Annotated in this window: 23 protein-coding genes; 19 read left to right on the top strand and 4 right to left on the bottom strand. The window is 70.3% G+C overall.

All coding sequences use genetic code 11. The features are described 5' to 3' along the window. Positions 1–187: 187 nt before the first annotated feature. On the bottom strand, positions 188–922 hold the full coding sequence (locus tag IE209_RS18105) for a response regulator (RefSeq protein WP_189688336.1): 735 nt from the start codon (positions 920–922) through the stop codon (positions 188–190). Between the two features lie 476 nt (positions 923–1398). Between IE209_RS18105 and IE209_RS18100 the strand changes: the two genes are divergently transcribed. Genes IE209_RS18100 through IE209_RS18085 form a run of 4 tightly spaced genes read left to right on the top strand, consistent with a single transcriptional unit; the run spans position 1399 to position 3841 of the window. Next, entirely contained in the window at positions 1399–1890 is a 492-nt protein-coding gene (locus IE209_RS18100; RefSeq protein WP_189688335.1) for a hypothetical protein, read from the top strand. Further along, complete coding sequence (locus IE209_RS18095) at positions 1877–2509, top strand: cell division protein FtsI (protein WP_189688334.1); 633 nt, start codon at positions 1877–1879, stop codon at positions 2507–2509. The genes IE209_RS18100 and IE209_RS18095 overlap by 14 nt, the downstream gene beginning before the upstream one ends. Beyond that, the gene (locus IE209_RS18090; RefSeq protein WP_189688333.1) at positions 2490–3212 is read left to right on the top strand and encodes a flagellar basal body L-ring protein FlgH; all 723 of its coding nucleotides are present in this window, start codon (positions 2490–2492) and stop codon (positions 3210–3212) included. The genes IE209_RS18095 and IE209_RS18090 overlap by 20 nt, the downstream gene beginning before the upstream one ends. 17 nt (positions 3213–3229) lie before the next feature. Continuing rightward, positions 3230–3841 (top strand): chalcone isomerase family protein, encoded by a 612-nt coding sequence (locus IE209_RS18085; protein ID WP_189688332.1) that lies wholly within the window; start codon positions 3230–3232, stop codon positions 3839–3841. A 3-nt stretch (positions 3842–3844) separates the two neighbouring features. Here the strand turns inward: IE209_RS18085 and IE209_RS18080 are convergent, their stop codons facing one another. Continuing rightward, entirely contained in the window at positions 3845–4918 is a 1074-nt protein-coding gene (locus tag IE209_RS18080; RefSeq protein WP_189688331.1) for an adenylate/guanylate cyclase domain-containing protein, read from the bottom strand. Positions 4919–5151: 233 nt separating this feature from the next. Between IE209_RS18080 and IE209_RS18075 the strand changes: the two genes are divergently transcribed. The 6 genes from IE209_RS18075 to IE209_RS18050 all read left to right on the top strand — a co-directional run bounded on the left by IE209_RS18075 (position 5152) and on the right by IE209_RS18050 (position 12661). Beyond that, positions 5152–8622, top strand: coding sequence for a response regulator (locus tag IE209_RS18075; protein ID WP_229882926.1), 3471 nt, complete (start codon positions 5152–5154; stop codon positions 8620–8622). 3 nt (positions 8623–8625) lie between these two features. Continuing rightward, positions 8626–9447, top strand: a complete 822-nt coding sequence (locus IE209_RS18070; RefSeq protein ID WP_189688330.1) for a CheR family methyltransferase — start codon at positions 8626–8628, stop codon at positions 9445–9447. After that, the gene (locus tag IE209_RS18065) at positions 9444–10055 is read left to right on the top strand and encodes a chemotaxis protein CheB (RefSeq protein WP_189688329.1); all 612 of its coding nucleotides are present in this window, start codon (positions 9444–9446) and stop codon (positions 10053–10055) included. Before IE209_RS18070 ends, IE209_RS18065 begins: the two co-directional genes overlap by 4 nt. 19 nt (positions 10056–10074) lie before the next feature. Further along, positions 10075–11277: a hybrid sensor histidine kinase/response regulator gene (locus IE209_RS18060; RefSeq protein WP_189688328.1), complete on the top strand. Its 1203-nt coding sequence runs from the start codon at positions 10075–10077 to the stop codon at positions 11275–11277. 98 nt (positions 11278–11375) lie between these two features. Further along, entirely contained in the window at positions 11376–11711 is a 336-nt protein-coding gene (locus tag IE209_RS18055; RefSeq protein WP_189688327.1) for a hypothetical protein, read from the top strand. A 143-nt stretch (positions 11712–11854) separates the two neighbouring features. Then, the gene (locus IE209_RS18050) at positions 11855–12661 is read left to right on the top strand and encodes a hypothetical protein (protein WP_189688326.1); all 807 of its coding nucleotides are present in this window, start codon (positions 11855–11857) and stop codon (positions 12659–12661) included. Between the two features lie 53 nt (positions 12662–12714). On the opposite strand, the gene IE209_RS18045 is transcribed toward IE209_RS18050, so the two are convergent. Further along, positions 12715–14817, bottom strand: a complete 2103-nt coding sequence (locus IE209_RS18045) for a TonB-dependent receptor family protein (protein ID WP_189688325.1) — start codon at positions 14815–14817, stop codon at positions 12715–12717. A 233-nt stretch (positions 14818–15050) separates the two neighbouring features. Between IE209_RS18045 and IE209_RS18040 the strand changes: the two genes are divergently transcribed. Further along, positions 15051–16511, top strand: a complete 1461-nt coding sequence (locus IE209_RS18040) for an ATPase domain-containing protein (RefSeq protein WP_189688366.1) — start codon at positions 15051–15053, stop codon at positions 16509–16511. Beyond that, the gene (locus IE209_RS18035) at positions 16508–18046 is read left to right on the top strand and encodes a hybrid sensor histidine kinase/response regulator (RefSeq protein ID WP_189688324.1); all 1539 of its coding nucleotides are present in this window, start codon (positions 16508–16510) and stop codon (positions 18044–18046) included. The genes IE209_RS18040 and IE209_RS18035 overlap by 4 nt, the downstream gene beginning before the upstream one ends. Here the strand turns inward: IE209_RS18035 and IE209_RS18030 are convergent. Next, complete coding sequence (locus IE209_RS18030) at positions 18036–19199, bottom strand: AI-2E family transporter (protein WP_189688323.1); 1164 nt, start codon at positions 19197–19199, stop codon at positions 18036–18038. The genes IE209_RS18035 and IE209_RS18030 overlap by 11 nt on opposite strands. A gap of 225 nt (positions 19200–19424) precedes the next feature. Between IE209_RS18030 and IE209_RS18025 the strand changes: the two genes are divergently transcribed. The 7 genes from IE209_RS18025 (at position 19425) to IE209_RS17995 (ending at position 26212) form a co-directional block, all read left to right on the top strand. Continuing rightward, on the top strand, positions 19425–20261 hold the full coding sequence (locus IE209_RS18025; RefSeq protein ID WP_189688322.1) for an STAS domain-containing protein: 837 nt from the start codon (positions 19425–19427) through the stop codon (positions 20259–20261). Between the two features lie 10 nt (positions 20262–20271). Further along, entirely contained in the window at positions 20272–20649 is a 378-nt protein-coding gene (locus IE209_RS18020; protein WP_189688321.1) for an STAS domain-containing protein, read from the top strand. Further along, on the top strand, positions 20636–21043 hold the full coding sequence (locus IE209_RS18015; protein WP_189688320.1) for an anti-sigma regulatory factor: 408 nt from the start codon (positions 20636–20638) through the stop codon (positions 21041–21043). The genes IE209_RS18020 and IE209_RS18015 overlap by 14 nt, the downstream gene beginning before the upstream one ends. Then, on the top strand, positions 21034–22050 hold the full coding sequence (locus IE209_RS18010) for an ATP-binding protein (RefSeq protein WP_189688319.1): 1017 nt from the start codon (positions 21034–21036) through the stop codon (positions 22048–22050). The genes IE209_RS18015 and IE209_RS18010 overlap by 10 nt, the downstream gene beginning before the upstream one ends. Beyond that, positions 22043–22912, top strand: a complete 870-nt coding sequence (locus IE209_RS18005; RefSeq protein ID WP_189688318.1) for a sensor histidine kinase — start codon at positions 22043–22045, stop codon at positions 22910–22912. The genes IE209_RS18010 and IE209_RS18005 overlap by 8 nt, the downstream gene beginning before the upstream one ends. Positions 22913–22926: 14 nt before the next feature. After that, on the top strand, positions 22927–24546 hold the full coding sequence (locus IE209_RS18000) for an ATP-binding response regulator (protein ID WP_189688317.1): 1620 nt from the start codon (positions 22927–22929) through the stop codon (positions 24544–24546). A gap of 334 nt (positions 24547–24880) precedes the next feature. Beyond that, positions 24881–26212, top strand: a complete 1332-nt coding sequence (locus tag IE209_RS17995) for a PQQ-dependent sugar dehydrogenase (protein ID WP_189688316.1) — start codon at positions 24881–24883, stop codon at positions 26210–26212. The last annotated feature ends 27 nt before the right edge of the window (positions 26213–26239 follow it).

The raw sequence follows: 26239 nt of genomic DNA, 5'->3' as shown, positions 1-26239 counted from the left end.
TTCCGTGGGGCTGGCGCGCCAACCGCAGGACACGAAACCGCCCCGCACGCCGCTGGTCGAAAGGCCGCGGAGCAGGCCATGCGCGTGCACCCGCGGGGCCGGCTCTGCCGGACTGCTGGGTGCGCCCCCTTGAGGGGGGATGGGACTTCTACACGCAGTGAGAAGTCCAAACGGGGGAGGGTTCACGTCACGCGAGCAGGGCGTCCATGGGCACGAACATGTAGCCGTGGCTGCGCACGGTCTGGATGAAGCGCGGCGAGGCCGGCTCGGGCTCGATCAGCTTGCGCAGCCGCATGATGGCGGCGTCCACCGCGCGCAGCATGACCTCGTCGCCGCGGCTGTGCGAGACGGCCAGCAGGCGTTCGCGCGAGACCGGCACCGAGGGATTGGACGTGAGCTCGGCCAGCAGCGCGTACTCCACCGTGTTGAGCACACGCACCTCCTCGCCGCGGTGCAGGCTGCGCGAATCCAGTGCGAACAGGAAGGGGCCCACGCGCACGGTGCGGCGCGCCTCCACCGGCGCGCCCGGAATGAAGGAGGCGCGGCGCAGCACGGCGTTGATGCGGGCCAGCAGCTCGCGCGCCGAAAAGGGCTTGCCCAGGTAGTCGTCGGCACCCATCTCCAGGCCGATGATGCGGTCGACCTCCTCGCTGAAAGCCGTCAGCAGGATGATGGGCACGCGGTCGCCCTCGGCGCGCATGCGCTGGCAGGCCTGCAGGCCCGAGATGCCGGGCAGCCCCACGTCCAGCACGATCAGGTCGGGGCGCTGGCGGTGCATGCGCTGCAGCAGTTCTTCGGCGCTGCGCATGGTGGTCACCTCCAGGCCGTGGCGGCCCAGGTAGGCGCACAGCATGTCGCGCAGCGCGTCATCGTCCTCGACGATGTAGGCATGAAAAGGCTTGGCGGACTCCACGGATGGCATGGGATGGTCTGGGTGTGTTGTTCGATGCGAAGGCGGCGCCGGCCCGGCCCGCGGCGAAGGATTCTCGGGGAGCCCGGGTGGCGCGCCCGCATCTTCGCCGCAGCGCTTGTCCGCTTGGTGAAGCGCGCCAGCCCTTGTGTGACGCCGCATGCGATGCATGGCGAAAACGCACACGGCGTCACCAATCTCCGTTTCACGAAGCAGCGCACGCGACGGTGCGCCGCGCGGTGCGATGGGGAGTTTCCACTTTGACAATTTTCCATTGAACGGGCCATCACCGGACGTCATTCAGAGTAAAACAAAGTCTTTTCAAATCAATGATTTATATATTCAAATCACATTATTCAATATGACGAGATATTGCATCAAACGATAATCTCCAATTGGCGCATATTCGCGCTTCTTATTCAAAAGAGAAAATCACCGCGCGCACCTAGGATTCGTCCACTCAAACCACTCGACCCAAGGAGTACCGGATGAATCCCATCACATCGGCCACGGCCACAGGCCTGGCCACCGCGGCCCAGGCGGTGCAGCGCGTCGGCGGCCAGCTGGCCAGCGCCAGACCGGCGGCAGCCGCCGCCAGCACGGTCGTGTCGCTCAGCGCGCAAGGGCTGGAACGCCTGGGCAAGGAAGTCCAGGGCGCCGCCAGCACGGCCGGCAGCGTCGTCGAGGGCGGCAGTGCCGTGGTCCAGGCGGTGCAGGACGGGCTGGAGGCCGTCTGGGACGCCGGCGAGGACGCCGTCGCCGCGGTCGCGGACGCCGGCGTGGCGGCCTACGACAGCGCGGCCGCTTTCGTCGCCGACACGGTCGATGCCGTGGGCGATGCCGCGTCCGGCGCCGTCGATGCGGTCGGCGACGCAGCCTCCAGCGTGGTCGGCGGCATCGCGTCCGCGGCCAGCCAGGTCGGCCTGTACGCGGCCCTCGCCGCCAACGCCGTGAGCCGGGGCATCGATGCCATCGTCTGACACCTGGCGGCGCCGCACGGCGCTCGCGCTGGCCACCCTGGCGGCGGCCCTGTCGGGCGGTTGCAGCATCGTCAGCCCCTGGCCGGCCTGGGAAGTCGTCAAGGGCGCCGGTGCCATGGCCAGCCTGGCGCTGGAACGCGCCGACAGCGAGGCGCGCCACACCGTCTACCACCCGCATGCGCCGCTGCGCGCGCTGTGCATCGCGTTCAACCCGCAGGCCGAGGTCGCCGACATGGTGCCCGCGCTGCAGCAATCGCTGCGCAGCCACGGCGTGGACAGCCGCGTCTACGAGGCGCTGCAACAGGTGCCCGCCTGCAAGGTCTGGCTGCACTACGCCGCCTGGATCGAGTGGGACACGCAGCCGCTGACGCCGCTGCCGCGGCCCTACATCAGCGCGGCATCGCTCACGCTGCGCACCAGCGAGGGCGAGGTGCTTTCGTCCAGCCACTACGTGATGGCCGACGGCCTGCGCACCGACAAATGGGCCACGACGCGCCAGAAGATCGCGCCGGTCGTGACGGCCCTGGTGACCGGTGCGGAGAACGTCGGTTTCTACCAATGTCTACATGTCGCGCAGCGCGCGCAAGAGGAGTTCCCGAATGACCCACGCCACTGCTGAACCCGCGCGCCGGCCGGCCTGGGCGGCCTTGCTGGCCGCGGCGCTGGCCCTGCCCGGCTGCGCGCTGTTCCAGACCCCGCCGGCCGTGCCGGTGCAGCCCAGCTACGCGCCGCCGCTCCCCAAACCGCCGAACGTGGAGCGCGTCAACAACGGTGCCATCTACCAGCTGGGCCAGCCCATGGTGTTCTCGTACGCGGGCCGCGCCAAGCCGCGCCGCATCGGCGACACGCTCAAGGTCGACATCGCCGAGAACCTGGCCAGCAGCAACAAGATCGCCAACAGCACCAGCCGCGAGAACGCCGTCGCGAGCAAGGGCCCGGGCACCAGCGAAGACACTTGGGGCATCCTCAAGGGCATCCTGAACCTGGACGTCGCGGCCTCGGGTAGCGATTCGTACAAGGGCAGCGGCACGGCCGAGAACAGCAGCAGCTTCTCGGGCCAGCTGGCGGCCTCGGTCATCAACGTGCTGCCCAACGGCAACCTGCTGGTGGCCGGCGAGCGCAGCGTGCTGGTGCGCGGCGACTACACCATGCTGCGCTTCTCGGGCATCGTCGATCCTAAGGACCTGCGCGACGGCAACGTCGTGGCTTCGGTCGACGTGGCGCAGGCGCGCGTGGAGGTCGGCGGCAAGGGCGACATCTCCGAGGCCGCCTCGCGCAGCTGGCTGCAGCGCGTGCTCACGAGCACGCTGTCGGTCTGGTAGCGGCACAGGAGCACAGCATGCGCACCCTTCGACCCTTGCGCGGACTCCTGGCCGCGGCCTGCGCCATGGCCTGCCTGCCGGCACTGCCGGCGGTCGACCTGGGCGAGGTGACCTTGGAAGAGGCGGCCCAGGTCGGCGGCCAGAACCTGCAGCTCAACGGCGCGGGCATCGCCCGGCGGCTGGTCTTCAAGGTCTATGCCATGGGCCTGTACCTGCCCGACCGCACGCAGCGCACCGACGCCGTGCTGGCCACCGCAGGAGCACGCCGCATGACCATCGTGCCGCTGCGCGACATCGGCGGCGACGACTTCTGCGAAGCCGTCATGCGCGACCTCTCGGCCGAGCGCTTCGCCAGCGCTGAGGTGCGCGCGCATCTGCTGGCCCTGGCCGACATGATCGGCCAGCGGCCCGGTGGCCTGCGCCGCGGCGAGGTGTTGACGCTGGACTGGGTGCCCGGCGTGGGCGCCGTGGTGGCGCTCAACGGCAAGCCGCTCGCACCGCCCCTGCGCAACCGCGCCGTCTACGATGCGCTGCTGATGGTCTGGCTCGGCGAGAAGCCGACGGACCCGGCGCTCAAGGCGAAGCTGCTGGGTGGCGGCCCGGCCGACCTGCGCGAGGCGCGGCTGTGAGCCTCAGCCTGCGCCGACCAGCAGCTGCACGAACATCTGGATCTTGGCGTTGCTCTCCACGCCGATGTGCGTGAACTCCAGGCCGGCCAGCAACCGGCCTTCCTCGCGCTTGACCTTGGCCACGCGGGCGCGCACGTCGTTCACCTGGTAGTCCACCAGCGTCAGGTCGAAGGCCAGCGCCACCTCGTCCTGCACGGCCAGCGGGCGCTCCAGTTCGAGCAGCAGGCCATGGTAGCCCACGTCGCGGATCAGCGCGCGCTGGGGCTCGCCCACGGGCTGCCCGTTGTCGAGCCGGCGCAGGCTGCAGGGCAGGCGCACCTCCACGCGGTGGCTGCGGCGGAACTCCTGGCGTGGCACCTTCAGGCGCCGCGAAGCAATGGCGATCAGCTCGCGCACCTTGACCGGCAGGCTCTTGCCGGCAACGAACACTTCCTTGGGCTCTGTGGCCGAGGCCACGCCGTTGCAGCGCGCGTAGGTGTTCTCGCTGATCAGCACCTGGCCGCGCAGGCTGAACGATTCGATGCGCGAGGCCAGGCTGACCTGGTTGCCGATCACGGCGTACTCCGAATAGGCCTGGCTGCCGAAGCGCCCGGCCATCACCATGCCCGTGTTCACGCCGATGCCCAGGTGCAGCTCGGGCATCTGGCGGCGCAGGTAGTGGTTGTTGAGGTCGCGCATGGCCAGCTGCATCTCCACCGCGCAGCACAGCGCGCGCAGCACGTCGTCCTCGCGCGCGGCGGGCGCGCCGAACAGCACGGTCAGCGAGTCGCCGTTGAACTTGTCGATCACGCCCTCGTAGCGGAACACCACTTCCGAGAGCCGCGACAGGCACAGGTTCAGCATGGTCACGATGGTGCCGGCAGGCTGCGTGGCCGTCAGCGCCGTGAAGCCGCGCAGGTCGGCCACCAGGATGGTGACTTCGCGCTGGTCCACCGCCAGCTCGGCCGGCACGCCGTGGCGCGCCGCGAGGATGCTGGCGATCTCCGCCTGCACCGCGGGGGCCACCGGCGCCTGGGTTTCGCGCGCCAGCACCGCCAGCACGGCGGCCAGCGCGGGATGTTGTTCTGCTGAGGTCATGGCGGCAGTCCTTGCAATGGGCAATGGGGCGGCGGCGCAGTATAGAGGGCGCCTCGCGCGCCGCCGCGTCGCGATCGGCCAGCTGCCCCGCTGCTTTCCGACAGCGGCATAGGATTGGTCCTACAGGAAGGCGGGATGTCGATTTCTAGAATCTCCCACCTCATGCCCATGCTCCCCGCATCCGCCCCCTGCCACGCCATGCGCGCCCCGTGCGGCCGCCCCCGGCAACGGCCGTGAACACGCTCCCCCCCTCCTCCACGGGCCGCACGCGTTCGCGCTGGCCCCTGCCGCTGGCCAGCCTGGCGGGCTTCAGCGTCGCGATCCTCGCCGTGGCCGCCATCGCCTGGTTCTCGTTCCAGGCCATGGAGACCCGGGCGCGCACGGCCGACCGCGTGACGCAGGCCACGCGCGTGATCGAGCAGATCAACGCGCTGCTCTCGCACATGAAGGATGCGGAGACCGGCCAGCGCGGCTTCCTCATCACCGGGCAGGAGCCCTACCTGCGTCCCTACACCGACGCGCGTGTGAACCTGGCCGCCACCTTCGAGCAGCTGCGCCAGCTGCTGGCCGACAACCCGCAGCAGCTCGACCGCGTGCAGCGGCTGCAGCGCTATGCCGACCTCAAGCTGGAGGAACTCGCGCAGACCATCGCGCTGCGCCGCGCCGGCGACGGGCCGGGCGCGCTGGCCATCGTGGTCAGCGACCGCGGCAAGGACGCCATGGACGGCCTGCGCGCGCTGGCCGACGAGGCGCTGCGCGAGGAGGTGGCGCGGCGCACCGAACGCCAGGCCGACTGGCAGCAGGCGGTCGACTACTCCTCGCGCGTGCAGGGCGGCGGCGCCGCCACGCTGCTGGTGCTGATCCTGGTGTCGGCCGGCATCGCGGTGCGCGAGCACCGCCTGCGCGAGGACATGGTCTGGCTGCGCGCCGGCCAGGCCGGGTTGGCCGAACGCGTGCAGGGCGAACACCGGCTGGAGACGCTGGGCGAGAACGTGCTCAGCTACCTGGCCGGCTATCTGGATGCGCAGGTCGGCGCGCTGTACCTGGCCGAGCGCGACGGCAGCTTCCGCCGGCTCGCCGCCTTCGCCGCAGCGGCCGGCAGCGCCCAGGTACGGCCGGGCGACGGTCTGCTGGGCCAGGCCGCCAAGGAACGGCGCACGCTGCGCGTGGCCGACGTGCCCGCCGGCTACCTGCCGATCAACTCCACGCTGGGCAGCGCCGACCCGCGCGAGCTGCTGGTGGCACCGGCCCAGGTGGACGGGCGCGTGCGCGCCGTGCTCGAGCTGGGCTTCACGCGCAAGCTGGAGCCGGTCGACGAGCAGTTGCTCGAGCGCATGTCCGAGACGCTCGCGATCGCCGTGCGCACCTCGCACGACCGCAGCCGGCTCGAGGAGCTGCTGGAGGAAACCCAGCGCCAGGCCGAGGAACTGCAGGCGCAGCAGGAAGAACTGCGCGTGTCCAACGAGGAGCTGGAGGAACAGGGCCGCGCTCTGCGCGAGTCGCAGGCCCAGCTGGAGGTGCAGCAGAGCGAGCTGGAACAGAGCAACGCGCAACTGGAGGAACAGGCCCAGCAGCTGCAGGTGCAGAAGGACGAGCTGCAGCGCTCGCAGGAGGTGCTGAGCACCAAGGCGGCCGAGCTGGAGCGCTCCAACCAGTACAAGAGCGAGTTCCTGGCCAACATGAGCCACGAGCTGCGCACGCCACTGAATTCCACACTGATCCTGGCCAAGCTGCTGGCCGACAACAAGGGTGGCAACCTCACGGACGAGCAGGTCAAGTACGCACAGACCATCTCCTCGGCCGGCAACGACCTGCTGACGCTGATCAACGACATCCTGGATCTGTCCAAGATCGAGGCCGGCAAGGTCGAGGTGCATGCCGAGACCGTGCGCCTGGCCGGCCTGCTCGAGGGCCTGGCCAAGAGCCTGCAGCCGGCTGCCGGGCAAAAGGGCCTGCGCCTGTCCGTCGACATCGCGCCCGATGCGCCGCGCCAGATCGTGACCGACGCGCAGCGCCTGGGCCAGATCCTCAAGAACCTGCTGTCCAACGCCATCAAGTTCACGCCCAGCGGCACGGTGGAGCTGCTGCTGGCCGCCGGCCCCGATGGCGGCGCGCAACTGGCTGTGCGCGACACCGGCATCGGCATCGCGCCCGAACAGCACGAACTCATCTTCGAGGCCTTCCGCCAGGCCGATGGCAGCACGCACCGGCGCTACGGCGGGACGGGCCTGGGCCTGTCGATCTCGCGCGACCTGGCGCACCTGCTGGGCGGCACGCTCACGGTGCAGAGCCAGGCCGGTGCCGGCAGCACCTTCACACTGGCGCTGCCGGCGCGCTACGTGCCGCGCCAGGCCGAGGAGGCCGCCGCCCTGCCCGCTCCCGTGCCGGCCGTGGCGCCGCAGCGCGTGCTGCGCAGCATCGCACCGGCGCCCGTGTCGGCGCCGCCCTCGGCGCCCAGCCCCGCCCCGCAAACGCTGCAGGACGACCGCGATGCGCTGCGCCCCGGTGCGCGGCTCATCCTCGTGATCGAGGACGACCAGCGCTTCGCCGCCATCCTGCGCGACCTCGCGCACGAGATGCAGTTCCAGTGCGTGCTCGCGCACAGTGCGGCCGACGGCCTGGCCGCCGCGCTGCAGTACCGGCCCAGCGCCGTGCTGCTGGACATGAACCTGCCCGACCACTCGGGCCTGGGCGTGCTGGACCAGCTCAAGCACGATGCGCGCACGCGCCACATCCCGGTGCACGTGGTTTCGGTGGCCGACTACACGCAGGAGGCGCTCGAGCGCGGCGCGGTGGGCTATGACCTCAAGCCCGTCAAGCGCACGCAGCTCGTGGAGGCGCTGCAGCGGCTGGAGGCCAAGATCTCGCAGGGCATCCGCCGCGTGCTGGTGGTCGAGGACGACGCGCGCCAGCGCGAGAGCATCGGCCAGCTGCTGGCCGGCCCGGACGTGGAGATCCGCGCGGTGGCCGACGCCGCGGCGGCACTGCGCGCGCTGTCCGAGCAGACCTTCGACTGCATGATCATGGACCTGAACCTGCCCGACCTGTCCGGCTACGAACTGCTGGAGCAGATGGCGGCGCAGGAGGGCACGGCCTTCCCGCCCGTGATCGTCTACACCGGCCGCTCGCTCACGCATGCGGAGGAGCAGCAGCTGCGCCGCTTCTCCAAGTCCATCATCATCAAGGACGCGCGCTCGCCCGAGCGGCTGCTCGACGAGGTCACCTTGTTCCTGCACCAGGTGGAGGCGCAGCTGCCGGCCGAGGCCCAGCGCCTGCTGCGCCTGGCGCGCGACCGCGACGCCACGCTGGAGGGCCGGCGCATCCTCGTGGTGGAAGACGACGTGCGCAACATCTTCGCGCTGACCAGCGTGCTGGAGCCCAAGGGTGCGCAGATCACTTTGGCGCGCAACGGCCTGGAAGCCCTGGCGGCGCTCGAACGCACGCGCGCCGGCGAGGCCGATGCCGAGGCCCGCATCGACCTCGTGCTGATGGACATCATGATGCCGGAGATGGACGGGCTGACCGCCATGCGCGAGATCCGCAAGCGTCCCGAGTGGAAGAAGCTGCCCATCATCGCGCTGACCGCCAAGGCCATGCGCGACGACCAGGAGAAGTGCCTGGCCGCCGGCGCCAACGACTACATCGCCAAGCCGCTGGACGTGGAGCGCCTGCTCTCGCTCCTGCGCGTCTGGATGCCGAAGTGAGCCATGTCCGACCGCACCTTCGACATCGAGATGGGCCTGCTCGTGGACGCCATCTACCTGCGCTGGCACTTCGACTTCCGCGGCTACGCGCAGGCCTCCCTGCGGCGCCGGCTCAAGGCCGCGATGGGGCGTTTTTCCTGCACCTCCCTGTCGCAACTGCAGGACAAGGTGCTGCACCAGCCGGACTTCTTCCCGGCCCTGCTGGACTACCTCACGGTGCAGGTCAGCGAGATGTTCCGCGACCCAGGGTACTTCCTGGCGCTGCGCCGCGAGGTGGTGCCGCTGCTGCGCACCTACCCCTCGCTCAAGGTCTGGGTGGCCGGCTGCAGCACCGGCGAGGAGGTCTACTCGCTGGCCATCCTGCTGCGCGAGGAAGGCCTGCTGGAGCGCACGCTGATCTACGCCACCGACATCAACCCGCAAGCCCTGCAGCAGGCCGAGGCCGGCGTCTACGAGCTCGACCGCATCGCCGGCTTCACGCTCAACCACCAGCGTGCCGGTGGCAAGAGCTCGCTGTCGGACTACTACACGGCCGCCTACGGCCGCGCGGTGTTCGACAAGAGCCTGCGCCGCAACGTGGTGTTCTCCGACCACAGCCTGGCCACCGACTCGGTGTTCGCCGAGATGCAGCTGGTCTCCTGCCGCAACGTGCTGATCTATTTCGACCGGCCGCTGCAGGACCGCGCGCTCGGCCTGTTCCGCGACGCGCTGTGCCGCAAGGGCTTTCTCGGCTTGGGCAGCAAGGAATCGCTGCGCTTTTCGTCCTGCGCGCATGCGTTCACGGAGTTCGTGCGCGAAGAGCGCATCTACCAAAAGAGCCTATGACGACCGCCCCATCGCTTGCAGGCCGCGTGGACGCGGTCGTGATCGGCGCCTCGGCCGGAGGCGTCGAAGCCTTGTCGCAGCTGCTGCCCGCGCTGCCGGCCGGCCTGCGGGCCCCGGTGTTCGTGGTGCAGCACCTGCCGCGCGACCGCGCCAGCCTGCTCGTGGAGATCTTCGCGCCGCGCTGCGCCGTGCCGCTGCGCGAGGCCCAGGACAAGCAGCCCATCGAGCCCGGACAGGTCTATTTCGCGCCGCCGGACTACCACCTGCTGCTGGACACCGGCCCGCAGCTGGCGCTCTCGGTGGACGCGCCGGTGCACTACTCGCGCCCGGCCATCGACGTGCTGTTCCAGTCCGCCGCCGACCTCTACGGCCCACGCCTGCTGGGCATGGTGCTGACCGGCGGCAACCAGGACGGTGCCGAAGGCCTGGCCAGCGTGCGCGCGGCCGGCGGCCTCACGGCCGTGCAGGACCCCGCCGATGCGCAGATGCCGCTGATGCCGGAGTGCGCTCTGGCCACGGGCCCGGCCGACTTCGTGCTGCCGCTGCACGCGCTGGTCGCGCTGCTGGGCACGCTGGACGCGGCCTCGCAGGCCAGGGAGCTGGCATGACCGGCCGCAGGGAGTACCCATGAGCCCGCCACAGCCCTTCGCCGTGGGCGGCCCCGCGCCGGCCGAGCGCCCGGAGCCGATCAAGTGCCTGATCGTCGACGACCTCGAGGAGAACCTGCTCGCGCTCGCCGCGCTGCTGCAGAGCGAAGACGTCCAGGTACTGCAGGCGCGCTCGGGCACCGAGGCGCTGGAGCTGCTGCTGCGCCACGAGGTGGCCCTGGCGCTGGTCGACGTGCAGATGCCCGAGATGGACGGCTTCGAGCTGGCCGAGATGATGCGCGGCATGGAGCGCACGCGCCATGTGCCCATCATCTTCGTGACCGCCGGCACGCGCGATGCGCAGCGCATGTTCCGCGGCTACGAAGCCGGCGCGGTGGACTTCCTCTACAAGCCCGTGGAGCCGCACGTGCTGTGCGGCAAGGCCGGCGTGTTCTTCCAGCTATACCGGCAGAAGCAGCAGCTGGCGCGCAACCTGCAGGAGCGCACCGAGACGCTGCGCCTGCACGAGCTGTTCACCGCCGTGCTGGGCCACGACCTGCGCGGCCCGCTGTCGGCCATCACCACGGCCGCCGAGCTGCTGCTGCGCCGGCCCGACGAGACCACCCGCACCGTGGCCCAGCGCCTGCTGCGCAGCGGCCAGTGGATGGGCCGCATGATCGAGGACATGCTGGACCTGGCGCGCACGCGCCAGGGCGGCGGCATGCCCATGGTCAGCGAGCGCTTCGACCTCGGCGTGCTGGCCGAGCGCGTGGTGCAGGAGCGCCAGAGCACGCGCCCCGACAAACAGGTGCGGCTGGACCTGCACGGCAACCTGCTGGGCGACTGGGACGAAGACCGGCTCACGCAGGTGCTGTCCAACCTGATCGGCAACGCCTTGCGGCACGGCGAAGGCGAGACCGTCGAGGTGGCGCTGGACGGCAGCCACGCCACCAGCGTGCGCCTGTCGGTGCGCAACGGCGGCGAGATCCCGGCCGAGGTGCTGCCGCACATCTTCGACCCCTTCCGCAGCGGCCGTGCCCGGGCTGAAGAGGCCCCGTCGCGGCGCGCCAGCACGCGCAACGAAGGCCTGGGCCTGGGCCTGTACATCGTGCGCGAGATCGTGCGCGCGCACGGCGGCCAGCTGCAGGTCGCGTCGGCCGAGGGCAGCACCTGCTTCAGCGTGGTGCTGCCGCGCGCCGCGCAGGCCGTGGCCAGCGCACCCGGCCTGGGTACGGTGCCCTGACGGCCACGCCAGGCCGGCAAGCTGCGGCGCGCCCGTCCTACAGCGCGCGGCGCATGCGCCGCGCAGCATGGCGGTTTCCACATCCACGGGAGACCACCATGTCCGCTTCCCTCGCGCGAGCCGGCCTGCGCGCCGCCGGCGCCATCGCCCTCGTCACGCTGCTGGCCGCCTGCCAGCGCCAGGAGGCGCCCACGCCGGGCGTGTCCGGCAACAGCGCCAATGCGCCGGCCACTGCGTCCAGTGCGCCGGCGACGACGCCGACGGCGCCCGAGAGCACGGGCAGCGGCGGAGGAACCGGCAAGAGCCCCGGGACGGACACCCCGCAGGGCAGCAGCGGCGCGGGCAGTGCCGCACCGGCCCCCACGCCGGAACCGGCGCACAACCCGGCATCCGCCTTGCCGGCGGCACCGCCGGCTTCCGCACCAGGCGGCTGAGACCGGGTCGGAGCCGTCCTACCGGAGCTTGGCGCCGATCCCGGCCTGCGGCCAGCGGCGGGCGCCGCAACCTGCGATTCACAGCACGGCAGCCGCACGCGGCGCTGCCGATTCCACAACCGCATGCACAGGAGCGAAGCACGATGGCACAACGCGATCAACGCCACGACCAGCAGGACGCGTGGCACGAGAACAACCGCAACCAGATGGGGCAGTACGCTGACCAGCAGCGCCAGCACGGAGGCGAGCGCTACGAGGACAACCGGCACGACGCGCGCAATTGGGGCGCACGCCAGGAGGGCAGCGACCTGCACCGGCACGACCCGGCCCAGGCCAGTTACGGTCGCGCCAGCGCACCCGATGTGCATGGCGGCCCGAGCGGCGGCTACCAGCGCGATTGGCAGGCCGATCCGGGCTACAACCGGCCGGGCTATATGCGCAACCCGGGCTACCAGGGCTACGGCAGCCGCGACGAGCGCCGCGGTGGCGAATATGGCGGCTACGGCGGTGCGGATGCGGGCTACCGCAACCAGAGCTACCGCCAGGGCGGCTACGGCTACGACGAAGGCCGCGACTGGAACCGCACCTACGGCAGCGACGAGGACCGCTACGGCCACGAGCGCTACCAGGGTGGTTCCGGCGGCTACCGTTCCAACACCGGCCCCTACGCCGGCAGCCAGACCTATGGCGGCTATGGCGACCAACTGGGCTACGGCTCCTACCAGGGCGGCCGCCAGCAGCAGCACCACCACGACCCCGACTACCAGCAATGGCGCGAGCAGCAGCTGCGCAACCTGGACGAGGACTACCAGTCCTGGCGCGGGGAGCGCTACAAGAAGTTCTCCGACGAGTTCGACACTTGGCGCAAGAACCGCCAGAGCGGCGAACAGAAGAACGATCTGCCAGGCAGCGCAGCGAACGCGGCGAAGAACACCGGCGGCCAGAAGTAAGGCGGCTGGTGCCGCAGCGAACGAGGGCGCCGCGCGGCGCCCTTTTTCTTGTGCTACAGCGCCAGCGTGGCCGACAGGCCGACCAGCCAGTTGCGGCCCGGTGCGGGTTCGAAGTAACGGCCGACCGGCATCGTCGCGTCATTCACGATGACCGAGCCGGCATAGCGCTTGTCCAGCAGGTTGTCGGCGCGCACGAAGCCCTCCAGCTGCCAGCTACCCACTCGTGCGAGGTAGCCTGTGTAAAGCCCCAGCACACCGTATCCCGCCGCCGCATCGTTGTTGGCATCGTTCACGTAGACCTTGCTCAAGACACGCCAGTCCGCACCGGCGCGCCAACCCTGCTGTGGCATCCAGCCGGCGCTCGCATACAGACTGCTCTTTGCCAGACCCGGCATGCGAGACCCAGCGTTCGCGCCATCGCGATAACGCGCGTCGAGCAGGGTGGCAGCCATCTGCATCCGCAGATGTTGAAGGAAACGCTGTTCCCATGAAAGCTCCAACCCATTGCGCCTCGTGCGCCCAGCATTGGTTGCCGTCGCGCGGCCATCGATGGTGCGGGTGACAATTTCGTCTTCAGTTCCGGTACGGAACACTGCCACCGTCCATTCGCCGAACGCCGCACTGCGGTGCTTGAGGCCTGTCTCTACGCTCTTGCTGCGGGCCGGGTTCAGGCCGAAGTTGAGGCCGGGCAACTGGTCTGGACGGTAAGACAGCTCGTTCAGAGTCGGCGTCTCGAAGCCCTTGCCGGCCGACGCATAGATGCGCAGGGATTCCGTGATGGCAAAGCTCGCTCCAACCACCGGCAGTGTGGCGCCATAGCGGGCGACGCCACTGTCGTCGGGGTTCGCCGCCGTGATGTACCGGTCCTGCGAGTCGACACGGATGCGGCTGTGGCGCAGTCCTGCGTTCAGCGTCCAGCGCTGCGTCACGCGCCAGTCGGCCTGCAGGTATTGGTCGAAGTTGTTGACGCGGTTGTGCTCGTCGCGGCGCAGCGCACCCTGCACTCCCAACGCGCTGCCGACAAAGTTCTCGTAGCCGCGCCGGTCCTCGCGCAGGCCGTCGTAGGCCAGCCCGGCCACCACGGTGAGCGGCGCGTCGGCCAGCCGCGTGTGCCAGGTCCAGCGCAGATCGGCCCCGGCGTAGTCGCGGTCCAGGTCGATCACACCGCCAGGGTGCAACGGTAGGCTGACCTGCGTATTCCGAGGGATCGATTGAAATTGCTGCGTGCTGCGCTGTCCGCCATACAGCGTTCCTTGTACGGAGTGGGCCTCGCTCAAGTAGTGCTCATACACCAGTCCAGCCTGGGTCTGGTCCATGCTCTTGCGGGTGTTGTAGTTCGTCGCCGCAGCTGCTACGCCGCGCGGGTTGGCCTGCCAATCCTTGCGTTCCAGCCCCAACGGATCTTCCGCTTTCGGCAGCACCACGCGGTTCGCCACGAGCGTGAGCTTGCCGTCCTCGTGCGGCCGCAGCGTGAGCTTGGCATTGGCCAGGGTGCGCCGTGCCGCGCTGTGCTCGCGGTAGCCGTCGGTGGCGAAGCGGCTCGCAGAGAGCACATAGCCCACGCCGCTGTCGTTCGGCCCCGTATTGCCAGACAACTTGGTGCCGAAGCGCAGCAGGCCGTCGCTGCCGGCGGCCGTGTCCAGCCGCAGCCGCGGCGCGCCGCGGCCTTCCTCGGTGAACACCTGCAGCACGCCACCCGAGGAGTTGCCGTACAGCGCAGAGAACGGCCCGCGCAGCACCTCGATGCGCTCGGCCGATGCCAGGTCGACATGCGAGAGCTGGCCCTGGCCATCGGGCTGGGTGGCCGGGATGCCGTCCACGTACAGGCGCAGCCCGCGGATGCCGAAGGTGGCGCGCGTGCCGAAGCCGCGCATGGAGATCTGCACGTCCTGGGCGTAGTTCTGGCGCTCGCGTGCCTGCAGGCCGGGCACGCTGCCCAGGGCCTCGGAGATGTTGACCTGGGCGCGGCCCTGGCGCAGATCGTCGCCGGCCACGCTGCCGATCGAGGCCGGCACGTCTTGCGGATCGGCTTCGGTGCGCGTCGCGGTGACCACCGTGGCAGCCAGCGCAGGGGCGTCGGTCTGGGCTTGCCCGGGCAACGGCAGTGCGATGGTCGAGCAGACCAGCAAAGGTATCCAACGCAAGGAGTCGTTCATGCGGCAGGTCCAAGACACGGTGCGGGGCGCCATTCTCGCCATTCTTGAAACCGGCCTGTAGGACAGCACCTCGACCCATGGTCGCCGGCGGGCAGACCGTTGCGCAAACCCCGAAATCGGTGGTGCAGGCGTGTATAACCGCCGGCAAGGTCGACGGACCCAGCCAGCCCAACCAACGCACGGAGCAACACGTGGCCGACCTGCCTTCTTCTTCTGCCGACCCTGTCGAAGCCATGGCGCAGATCGGTGTGCCGGGCCTGGACGACGTGCTGGGCGGCGGCCTCACGGTCAACCGGCTGTACCTGCTGGAAGGCGCGCCCGGCGCGGGCAAGACCACGATCGCGATGCAGTTCCTGCTTGAGGGCGCGCGGCACGGCGAATCGGTGCTGTACGTGACGCTGTCGGAAACCGCGAACGAACTGGCCGGCGTGGCACGTTCGCACGGGTGGGACCTGCAAGGTGTGCACGTGCGCGAGATGCTGCCGAACAACGATGCTCTCGAGCCCGAGGAGCAATACACCATGTTCCACCCCTCCGAGGTGGAACTCAGCGAGACCACGCTCAAGATCCTGGCCGATGTGGAACTGCTGCGCCCGCAGCGCGTGGTGTTCGATTCGCTGTCGGAGCTACGCCTGCTGGCCGGCAACTCGCTGCGCTACCGGCGCCAGATCCTGGCACTCAAGCAGTTTTTTGCCGGGCGCAACTGCACCGTGCTGCTGCTGGACGACATGACGGCGATGGAGCACGACCTGCAGGTGCAGAGCATCTCGCATGCGGTGATCCGGCTCGACCAGCACAACTCGGATTTCGGTTCGACGCGCAGGCGCCTGCTCGTCACCAAGTACCGTGGCCGGCAATTTCGCACCGGCTACCACGACTACACCATCGGCCGTGGCGGCCTTCGGGTGTATCCGCGTCTGGTCGCGGCCGAACACCACAAGCCACTGGAACAGGTGCGCATGCCCAGCGGCCTGCCGGCGCTGGATGCGTTGCTGGGTGGCGGCATCGAACGCGGCACCAGCACACTGTTCGTCGGGGCGCCCGGCACCGGCAAGTCCACGCTGGGCGTGCAATTCGCGCTGGCGGCAGCGCGCCGCGGCGAATGCTCGGCGCTGTTTATCTTCGACGAAAGCGTCAATACGCTGCGCACGCGCAGCGCCGGCATGGGCATGGAGCTCGGCCCCTTCATCGACCAGGGCTTGATCCGCGTGCGCCAGGTCGATCCTGCGGAACTGTCGCCGGGCGAGTTCGTGCATCTGGTGCGCGAGGCCGTCACCGAGCACCAGGCCAAGGTGCTGCTGATCGACAGCCTGAACGGCTACCTGAACGCCATGCCGGACGAGCATTTCCTGATCGTGCAGCTGCACGAGCTGCTGACCTACCTCGGCCAGCACGGCGTGGCCACCCTGATGGTCGGCGCACACCATGGCCTGATCGGCGGCAACATGACGGCGGCGGTGGATGCCAGCTACCTGGCCGATGCGGTGGTGCTGTTGCGCTACTTCGAACTGGCTGGCGAGGTGCGCCAGGCGATCTCGGTCGTCAAGAAGCGCGGTGGCCACCACGAGCGGACCATCCGCGACTTCTCGCTCACGGAGACCGGCATCCACATCGGCGAGCCCTTGCGCAACTTCCGCGGCATCCTGACTGGCGTGCCCCTCCCCGTCGATGCGCCGGCCAGCAACCCTTCATGAGCGACGCCGCCGACGCGCTCGAACGCCGGGTCCTGATGCGTGCCGCAACAGCGAGGGACGCGCTGATGACACGGGCGGTGCTCGAGCGCGCCGACGTGCAGGTGCAGAACTGCACCACGCTGGCCGCGTTGGCCGACGAACTGGCACGCGGCGCTGGTGCGCTGGTGCTGGCCGAAGAGGCGCTCGCTGATCCGGCTGCCGCGGGCCTGACACAGGCCCTGCAGCGACAACCGCCCTGGTCCGACCTGCCGGTGCTGGTGCTGGCGCGCCAGGGCGCCGATTCGCGCGTCGTGGCCGAAGCCATGGACAGTGTGGCCAATGTCACGGTGATCGAGCGGCCGATGCGGGTAGCGGCGTTCGTCAGTTCGGTGCGGTCGGCACTGCGGGCGCGCAACCGGCAGTACGACCTGCGCGCAACGCTGGAGGGCTTGCGGCTGGCCGACCAGCGCAAGACCGAGTTCCTGGCCACGCTGGCGCACGAGCTGCGCAATCCGCTGGCGCCGCTGCAGACCGTGCTGACACTGCTCAAGCGCAAGCGGCCGGGGCCCGAAGAGGCGGTGCGTCACTACGACATGATGCGGCGCCAAATCGACCACATGGTGCGGCTGGTCAACGACCTCATGGAAATCTCACGCATCACACGCGGCAAGATCGAGCTCGACATCAGTGCCATCGATCTGCACGAGGTGCTGCACGACGCGGTGGAGTTGAGCCGCCCACTGCTCGATGCCGCGCAACACCGGCTCGTGCTGCGTCTGCTCGACAGCCCGCTGCCGCTGGAAGGCGACAGCGTGCGGCTCACGCAGGTGTTCTCCAACCTGCTCAACAACGCCGCCAAGTACACGCCGGCCGGCGGGCATGTGGTGCTGACCGCGCAGGCGATGGACGGCCAGGCCGTCGTCAGCGTTGAGGACGACGGCATCGGCATCGCGCCGGAGATGCTGCACACCGTGTTCGACATGTTCGTGCAGGCCAGTGGTGCGTCCAAGGCCGCGCAGGGCGGGCTGGGCATCGGGTTGACGCTGGCGCGCAGCCTGGTCGAACTGCACGGTGGTCACATCCTGGCGCACAGCGCGGGGCTGGGCCACGGCAGCACGTTCACGGTCCGGCTGCCGCTGCAGGCGACGCAGGTGATGCAGACGCCAATCGACCCGCTTGAGGTGCCTCCCGTGGCACTGACCGCGCTCGTGGTCGACGACAACCGCGATGCCGCCGACAGCCTGGCCGAGTTCCTGCAGGCCATGGGCATGGCGACGGCCGTGGCCTACAGCGGCGCCCAGGCGCTGGACCTGCTGCCCCGGCTGCGGCCCGACCTGGCGATCCTGGACATCGGCATGCCGGGCATGGACGGCTACGAGCTGGCGCGCCGCCTGCGCCGGCATCCGGCGAGCCAAGGCGCCTTGCTGGTGGCGTTGACGGGTTGGGGCCAGGAGCGCGACCGCGAGGCGACGGCGCAGGCCGGCTTCGACCACCACCTGGTCAAGCCGCTGGACCCCGAGCAACTGATCGCGTTGGTGGAGGGCTTCAGTCGCTGAGCAACTCGCCCACCGGCTGCAGGTCTTCCACATGGTCGCAGATGGCCTTGATGACCATCATGATCGGGATGCCCAGCAGCAGGCCCGGCACGCCCCAGAGCCAGCCCCAGAAGATCACGCCCACGAACACCGCCACCGGGTTCATGCGGCTGGTGCGGCTGGTGAGCCAGGGCACCAGCAGCTGGCCCACCAGCGTGTGGATGGCCAGCGAGCTACCGGCGATCAGCAGTGCCATGTGGTAGCTGTCGAACTGCAGCAGCGCCAGCAGGCCGGCACCCACCATGACCAGCAGCGAACCCAGGTAGGGAATCAGGTTGGTGACGCCGGCCACGATGCCCCAGACCGCGGCATTCTCCAGACCGAAGGCCCAGAACACGAGCCCCGTGGCCAGGCCGACGATGGCGCTGGTGAGGATCTGCACGAGCAGGTAACGCTCCACATGGCCGACGATGTCGTCCAGCACCTGCACGGTGATCTTCTTCTTGCTGAAGCTGGCGCCGCTGATGCGCACGAGCTTGCGCCGGAACATCGTGCCCGATGCCAGCGCGAAATAGGTCATGAAGGTCACGAGCGTGAGCTGCAGCACCATGCTGACCAAGCCCATGGTGCCGGTCCACAGGTAGTCGCGCACGTTGAAGCGCGGTCGCTCGATGGTCACGCGCTGGACGCCGCGGCGCGGCGGCTCGGCCGCGCCCTCGGCGGCCTGCTCCAGATGGGCGGCGGCCTTCTGCACGGTGCTCAGCGCGCTCACATCGCCAGGCCGCTGGCTGGCCTGGATGTGCAGGCGCAGCTTCTGCGCGGCCACGGGCAGTGCATCGAGCAGCGCGCCGGCGCTGCCGGCCAGCCGGTAACCCGTGAAGCCGACGGCGCCCAGCAGCGCGAGCAGCACCAGCGCCGCGCCGATCCAGCGCGAGACATGCCAGCGCGCCAGCCGCTCCACCGCCGGCGACAGCGCGTAGGTGAGCAGCAGGCTCATCATGAGGGGAATGAACACCTGCGCCGCCCAGCGCAGCGCGAACACGCAGGCCAGCACGGCGAGCACCGCCAGCGCCGCGTTGCGCATGTCCACCGCCGCATCGGGCAGCGCATGCCCGCCCTCGGGCGCGGGCGCGGCGGCAATGGGCTCCGGGGCCTCCTCCTGTCGTGCATCCATGGACGCTTCCTCTTGTGTCGTGGGGCCCGGCGCAGGCGCAGGGGCGGCCCGATGCTGGTGCCCGGGCGCGGCGGACGCTGAGGGTGACCACGCCCCTTGCTTGCAGGACAACGCCGCGACTTGCGCGCGCCGGCACCGGAACCCTGGTCGCGCCTCCTAGAATTTATGTGGCAAAAACACCGGTGCACCCACAACCGGCCCGACAAGACCCGCCCGAGGACCCCCATGGCTTCCCATGCCCAGACCCTGATCGCGCTGTTGCGCGACGAGCGCGCCACCCTGCTCCAGGCGTGGACCACCGCCACGCATGGCGCCAATGCCAGCGCCGCCACCCGCGAGGAGGCCGAAGAACTGTTCGAAGCGCTGCTGCAGGCCCTGCAGGGCGATGCGCCTGAGGACCTGCAAGGCGCCGGCTGGTCCGGCGCACGCCGGCTGCTCGAGGCCCTGTCGGCCTCGCGGGCCGCGCAGGGCCAGAGTGCCGGCGACACCAGCGCCTTCGTGCTGGCGCTCAAGCTGCCGATCTTCGCCGCGCTGCAACAGCGCCTGGGCCAGGACAGCCAGACCCTGCTGCAGGCCGTGGTCAGCGTGACGACCAAGCTCGACGCCATGGCGCAATGGACGGCGACGGCATTTCAGCGCACGCGCGAAGAACTCATCGCGCGCCAGCAGCAGGAGCTGCTGGAGCTCTCCACGCCGGTGATCAAGCTGTGGGAAGGCGTGCTGGCCGTGCCCATGATCGGCACGCTGGATTCCAGCCGCACGCAGATGGTCATGGAGGCCCTGCTGCAGAAGATCGTCGACACCGAATCGGGCCTGGCCATCATCGACATCACGGGCGTGCCCACGGTGGACACGCTGGTCGCCCAGCACCTGCTCAAGACCGTGACGGCGATCCGCCTGATGGGTGCGGACTGCATCATCAGCGGTGTGCGCCCGCAGATCGCGCAGACCATCGTGCACCTGGGCGTGGACCTGCAGGGCGTGACCACCAAGGCCAGCCTGGCGGCGGCATTGGCCCTGGCGCTCAAGCGCAGCGGCTGGACCGTCGCGCGCACCGCCTGAGCCGCCGGCCATGTACCGGATCCCGATCCTGCAGATGGGCAGTGCGCTGCTCGTCACCATCCAGGTCGACATGGAGGACCAGACGGCCGTGCAGCTGCAGGACGACCTGGCCACCAGGATCGAGACCAGCGGCGCCACGGGCGTGCTGATCGACATCTCGGCCCTGGAAATCGTCGACTCCTTCGTCGGGCGCATGCTGGCGTCGATCTCCGGCATCGCGCGCGTGCTGGACGCCACCACGGTGGTGGTCGGCATGCAGCCGGCCGTGGCCATCACGCTGGTGGAGCTGGGCCTGTCGCTGCAGGGCGTGAAGACGGCGCTCAACGTCAAGCGCGGCATGCTGCTGCTCGAGCAGGGCCAGCACGGAGAGTCTCTTGAGCGCGACTGAACCCAGCGGCCAGCTGCCGCTGCGCGGCGAGCCCGACATCGTGGCCAGCCGCCAGCTGGTGCGCAAGCTCACGCAGCAGTTGGGCTTCTCGCTGGTCGACCAGACCAAGATGATCACGGCCGCGAGCGAGCTGTCGCGCAATACCGTGACCTACGGCGGCGGCGGCGAGATGTGCTGGGACGTCGTGGAACAAGGCGTGCGACGCGGCCTGCGGCTGCGCTTTCGCGACCAGGGCCCCGGCATTCCCGACATCGCCCAGGCGCTGACCGACGGCTGGACCTCAGGCAAGGGCATGGGCCTGGGCCTGTCGGGCAGCCGCCGGCTGGTGCACGAGTTCGACATCCAGTCCACCGTCGGCCAGGGCACCTGTGTGAGCGTGACGCGATGGAAGTGATCCGGCCCGGCACGCCGCACGTGCTGTTTCCCATGGGCGATGCCAGCCGGGTGGGCGAGGCGCGCCGCCATGCGGCCCAGCTGGCCACGCAGCTCGCGCTCGACGCGACCACGGCCGGCAGGCTTGCGCTGGTCGTCACCGAGCTGGGCAACAACCTCGTGCGTCACGCCCGTGGCGGCCGGCTGCTGATCGCCCAGCGCCAGCTGGGCCAGCCCGAGGTGGAGGTGCTGGCGCTGGACGACGGCCCCGGCATCGCCGACACGGCGCGTGCGCTGGCCGATGGCTATTCCACCGGCGGCACGCCGGGCACGGGACTGGGGGCGGTGCGCCGGCTGGCCAGCGACTTCGACCTGCACTCCGAACTTGGTGTGGGCACGGTGCTGCTGGCGCGCGTGCGACCCGAGGCACACCGGCGCGCGCCCGCGGCCTGGCGCTGGGGTGCGGTGATGCTCTGCGCGCCGGGCGAGCAGGCCTGCGGCGATGCCTGGGCGCTGGCGCTGGACAGTGCGCGCGCGGCCGTGCTGGTGGCCGACGGCCTGGGCCACGGCCCGCAGGCCGCCGAGGCCTCGCAGGCCGCAGTGGCGCAGTTCGTGCGGGCACCGTTCGCGCCGCTGACCGAACAGCTGGACCGCATGCACGGGGCACTGCGCATCACGCGCGGCGCGGCCGGTTCGCTGGCCCTGCTGGAGCCGGCCGGCGTGCAGCTGGCCGGGGCCGGCAACATCGCCACGCGGCTGGTCTCCGGCACGCACAGCAAGAGCCTGGCCCCGCAGCATGGCACGCTCGGTGTGCAGGCCCGGCATTTCGAACCGGTGCACACCGAGTGGCCGCCCCATGCGGTGGCCGTGCTGCACAGCGACGGGTTGCAGAGCCGCTGGCGCGCAGAGCCGCTGGCGCCCCTGGTGGCACGCGACCCCGCTCTGCTGGCCGCCTGGTTGCTGCACGGACATCTGCGCGGCCGCGACGACGCCACCGTGCTGGTGCTGCAAAGGAACACCCATGGATGACACCACCCTGGCCGGGCAGCTGGCCGCCGCGCAAGCGCAGGTGGCGCAGCTGTCCGAGGAGCTCGAAGAGACCAACCGCGGCGTGCTGGCGCTGTACGCCGAGCTGGACACCCAGGCGGCCGAACTGCGCCATGCCAACGAGCTCAAGAGCCGCTTCCTGGCCTACATGAGCCACGAGTTCCGCACGCCCCTGGGCGCGATCCAGAGCATGACGCGGCTGCTGCTGGACCGGCTGGACGGCCCGTTGACGGCCGAGCAGGAGCGGCAGGTGCAGTTCATCCACCAGAACGCGCTCGAGTTCTCCGAGATCGTCAACGACCTGCTGGACCTGGCCAAGGTGGAGGCCGGCCGCATCGACGTGTCACCCGGCTGGTTCGACATGGTGGACCTGTTCGCGGCGCTGCGCGGCATGTTCAAGCCGGTGTTGACCAATCCCGCCGTCTCGCTGATCTTCGAGGACCCGGTGGACGTGCCCCAGGTCTTCAGCGACGACCGCAAGCTCGCGCAGATCCTGCGCAACTACATCAGCAATGCGCTCAAGTTCACGCAGCGCGGCGAGGTGCGTGTGTCGGCCCAGCGCGTGTCCGAGGACGGGCAGGATTGGGTCCGCTTCGCCGTGGCCGACACCGGCATCGGCATCGCCAGCGAATACCACGGCGCGATCTTCCAGGACTTCTCGCAGGTCGACTCGCCGATCCAGAAGAGCCTGCGCGGCACCGGGTTGGGCCTGTCGCTGTCCAAGCGGCTGGCCGAGCTGCTGGGCGGCAGCGTGGGCATGCAGAGCGTTCCGGACCAGGGCTCCACCTTCCATGTGCGCATCCCGCTGCGCGCTGCGCCGCCGGACGGCCAGCCCTCCGATTGAAGGACCGCGCCACCATGCACAAGGTCAGCATCACCATCGACCGCGCGCAGCACCAGGTGCTGGTGGTCGACGACAACCCCGCCACCCGCTATTCGACCTGCCGCATCCTGCGCGCGGCGGGCTTCCAGACGGTGGAGGCGACCAGCGGCGGCACCGGCCTGGACCGCGCCCGTGCCGGCGGCATCTCGGCCGTGGTGCTGGACGTGCACCTGCCCGACATGGACGGCTTCACGGTGTGCCGCATGCTGCGCGAGCTGCCAGAGACCGTGGTGCTGCCGGTACTGCACCTGTCGGCCACCTACATCGAGAGTTCGGACAAGGTGGCCGGCCTGAACTCGGGCGCCGACGCCTACCTGGAGCACCCGGTCGAGCCGGCCGTGCTGGTCGCCACGGTGCAGGCGCTGATCCGCGCGCGCATCGCCGAGGAACAGCTGCGCGAGACCGAGCAGCGCTACAAGCAGCTGCTGCTGGAACGCGAACAGGCCGCGCGCGCCAATGCAGAGCGCCACAGCCGCACCAAGGACGACTTCGTCGCCGTGCTTTCGCACGAGCTGCGCAACCCGCTCAATGCGATCCTCATGAACGTGCACGTGCTGCAGCGAAAGCCGCAGCCGCCGGAGATCGCCAAGGGGCTGGACGCGATCCGGCGCAACGCGCAGACGCAGGCGCGCATCATCTCGGACATCCTGGACGTCTCGCGCATCAACTCGGGCAAGCTGGCGCTGCAGCGCGAGCTGGCCGACCCGGTGGCGCTGGTGCAGTCGTCCATCGACGCGATGCGCCAGCAGCTGGGCAGCCGGGCCCTGCACCTGGATCTCCAACTGCAGGCCACGGGTCCGGTGCTGCTCGACCCGGCGCGCTTTCAGCAGATCTTCTGGAACATCTTCAACAACGCGATCAAGTTCTCGCACCCGGGCGGCAGCGTGCGCGTGGCGCTGGCGCGCACGGCCGATCGGCTGGAACTGACGGTGACGGACCAGGGCAAGGGCATCGCCCCGGCCTTCCTCGACCGCGTCTTCGAGAAGTTCACGCAGAGCGAGGCGCCGGGCAAGCGGGCCAGCGGCGGCCTGGGGCTGGGCCTGTCCATCGTCAAGCACCTGGCCGAGCTGCATGGCGGCGGCGTGGCGCTGAGCAGCCCCGGCCTGGACGCCGGCACCACCGCCCATGTCTGGCTGCCGCTGCAGCCGACCGCGGCCGACGGCAGCCCGGCCCCCGAGTCGCAGCCCGGCGTGCTCGACGATGCCGCGCTCGCGGGCCTGAGCGGGCGCAAGGTGCTGGTGGTGGAGGACGACCGCGACGCGGCCGACATGCTGGGCCACATCCTGGAGGACCGCGGTGCCCAGGTGAGCATCGCGGGCGACCACGACGGTGGCCTGGCAGCGCTGCAGGCCTGCCGCCCCGACCTGCTGCTCAGCGACATCGGCCTGCCCGGCAAGGACGGCTATGCGCTGATCCGCCACTGGCGCGCGCTGGAGGCCCGCCAGGGCCTGCCGCGGCTGCCGGCCATCGCGCTGACCGCCTTCGGCCGGCCGGACGACCGCGCCATGGCGCTGGACGCCGGCTTCGACGCGCACGTGGCCAAGCCCTTCGAGCCGCAACTGCTGCTCAACGCGATCCGGCGCCTGCTGGGCTGAGAACGTGTGAACGAACCGCTCACACCCACGCGAGGCCCCGGATGAGCAGCCGTTTCCATCATGTTCGTTGCGCTCGGGGCCTCGCCCTTCGGGCCGGGCCGCGCCAGGCCGCATGCGGGCGTTGCGGTCCTTGCCCGGGCACCAGCCCGGGCTGCGGCCCGCGCCTGCGCCTGCGGCCCGCCGCGCCCCGTCGTGGGCGCGATCGGTTCATTCACACGTTCTGAGCCGCCTTCCCCGCGGCCTACAGCGTGCGTGCCTGCACACCGGCAGGCGCGGCCGGCTGCGCGTGCCAAGCTCCTGTCCATTCCAGCCTTTCCCACAGGAGTTCTCGCCCATGCCACCGCCGCAGCTGCGCCCTGCCCTGCCCGCCCTCTGTGCCATCGCCGCCCTGGCCCTGCTCGCGGGCTGCGGCGAGACCTCACGCCTGCCCGAGACCGGCGTGGCCGGCTCGGCGCCGCAACTGCCCGCGCCCAGCACCAGCCTGATCCCCACCGTCAAGGTCGCGCCTGCGCAGGGCTGGCCCGCGGACGCCATGCCCCGGCCCGCGCCCGGCATGGCCGTCACGCCTTTCGCGCGCGGCCTGGACCACCCGCGCTGGATCAGCGTGCTGCCCAACGGCGACGTGCTGGTGGCCGAGAGCAACAAGCCGGCCAACGCGGGCGAAGGCAAGAAGCCCTCGCTGCGCGGCTGGGTGCAGGGCCTGTTCATGAAACGCGCCGGTGCCGGCGTGCCCAGCGCCGACCGCATCACGCTGCTGCGCGATGCCGACGGCGACGGCGTGGCCGAGTTGCGCACGGTGCTGCTGCAGGGCCTGAGCTCGCCCTTCGGCATGGCGCTGGTGGGCGACAGCCTGTTCATCGCGAACGCCGACGCCGTCGTGAAGCTGCCCTACCAGGCCGGCCAGACGCAGGTCACGGCGCAGCCGACCAAGCTCGTGGACCTGCCGTCGAAGATCAACCACCACTGGACCAAGAACCTGATCGCCAGCGCCGACGGCAGCAAGCTCTACGTGACCGTGGGCTCGAACAGCAACATCGGCGAGAACGGCATGGAGAACGAGGAAGGCCGGGCTGCGATCTGGGAGGTGGATGCGAAGACGGGCCAGCACCGCGTCTATGCCTCGGGCCTGCGCAACCCCAACGGCCTGGCCTGGCACGGCGGCCGGCTGTGGACCGTGGTCAACGAGCGCGACGAACTCGGCAACGACCTCGTGCCCGACTACCTCACGGCCGTGGAGGACGGCGCCTTCTACGGCTGGCCCTGGAGCTACTTCGGCCAGCACGTGGACGAGCGTGTGCAGCCACCGCGGCCCGACATGGTGGCCAAGGCCCGCGTGCCGGACTACGCGCTGGGCGCGCACGTGGCGCCGCTGGGGCTGGCGGTCGGCGACGCCCAGGCGCTGGGCGGCAAGTTCGGTGCAGGGGCCTACATCGGCAACCACGGCTCCTGGAACCGCAAGCCGCCGAGCGGCTACAAGGTGGTGTTCGTGTCCTTCGTGGACGGCAAGCCGCAGGGCCTGCCGCGCGACGTGCTGACGGGCTTCCTGAGCGAGGACGGCAAGGCGCTGGGGCGGCCCGTGGGGGTGGCGCTGGACCAGCGTGGCGGGCTGCTGGTGGCCGACGACGTGGGCAATGCGGTGTGGCGCGTGGCCGCGGACGGGCGCTGACCCCTTCCAGGCGCCACGACCGGGCAT

The organism is Pseudorhodoferax aquiterrae (assembly GCF_014652235.1).
Classification (GTDB): Bacteria; Pseudomonadota; Gammaproteobacteria; order Burkholderiales; family Burkholderiaceae_C; genus Pseudorhodoferax; species Pseudorhodoferax aquiterrae.
The sequence above is the reverse complement of the archived record's forward strand: the minus strand, read 5'-3'. Positions and strand labels throughout refer to the sequence as shown.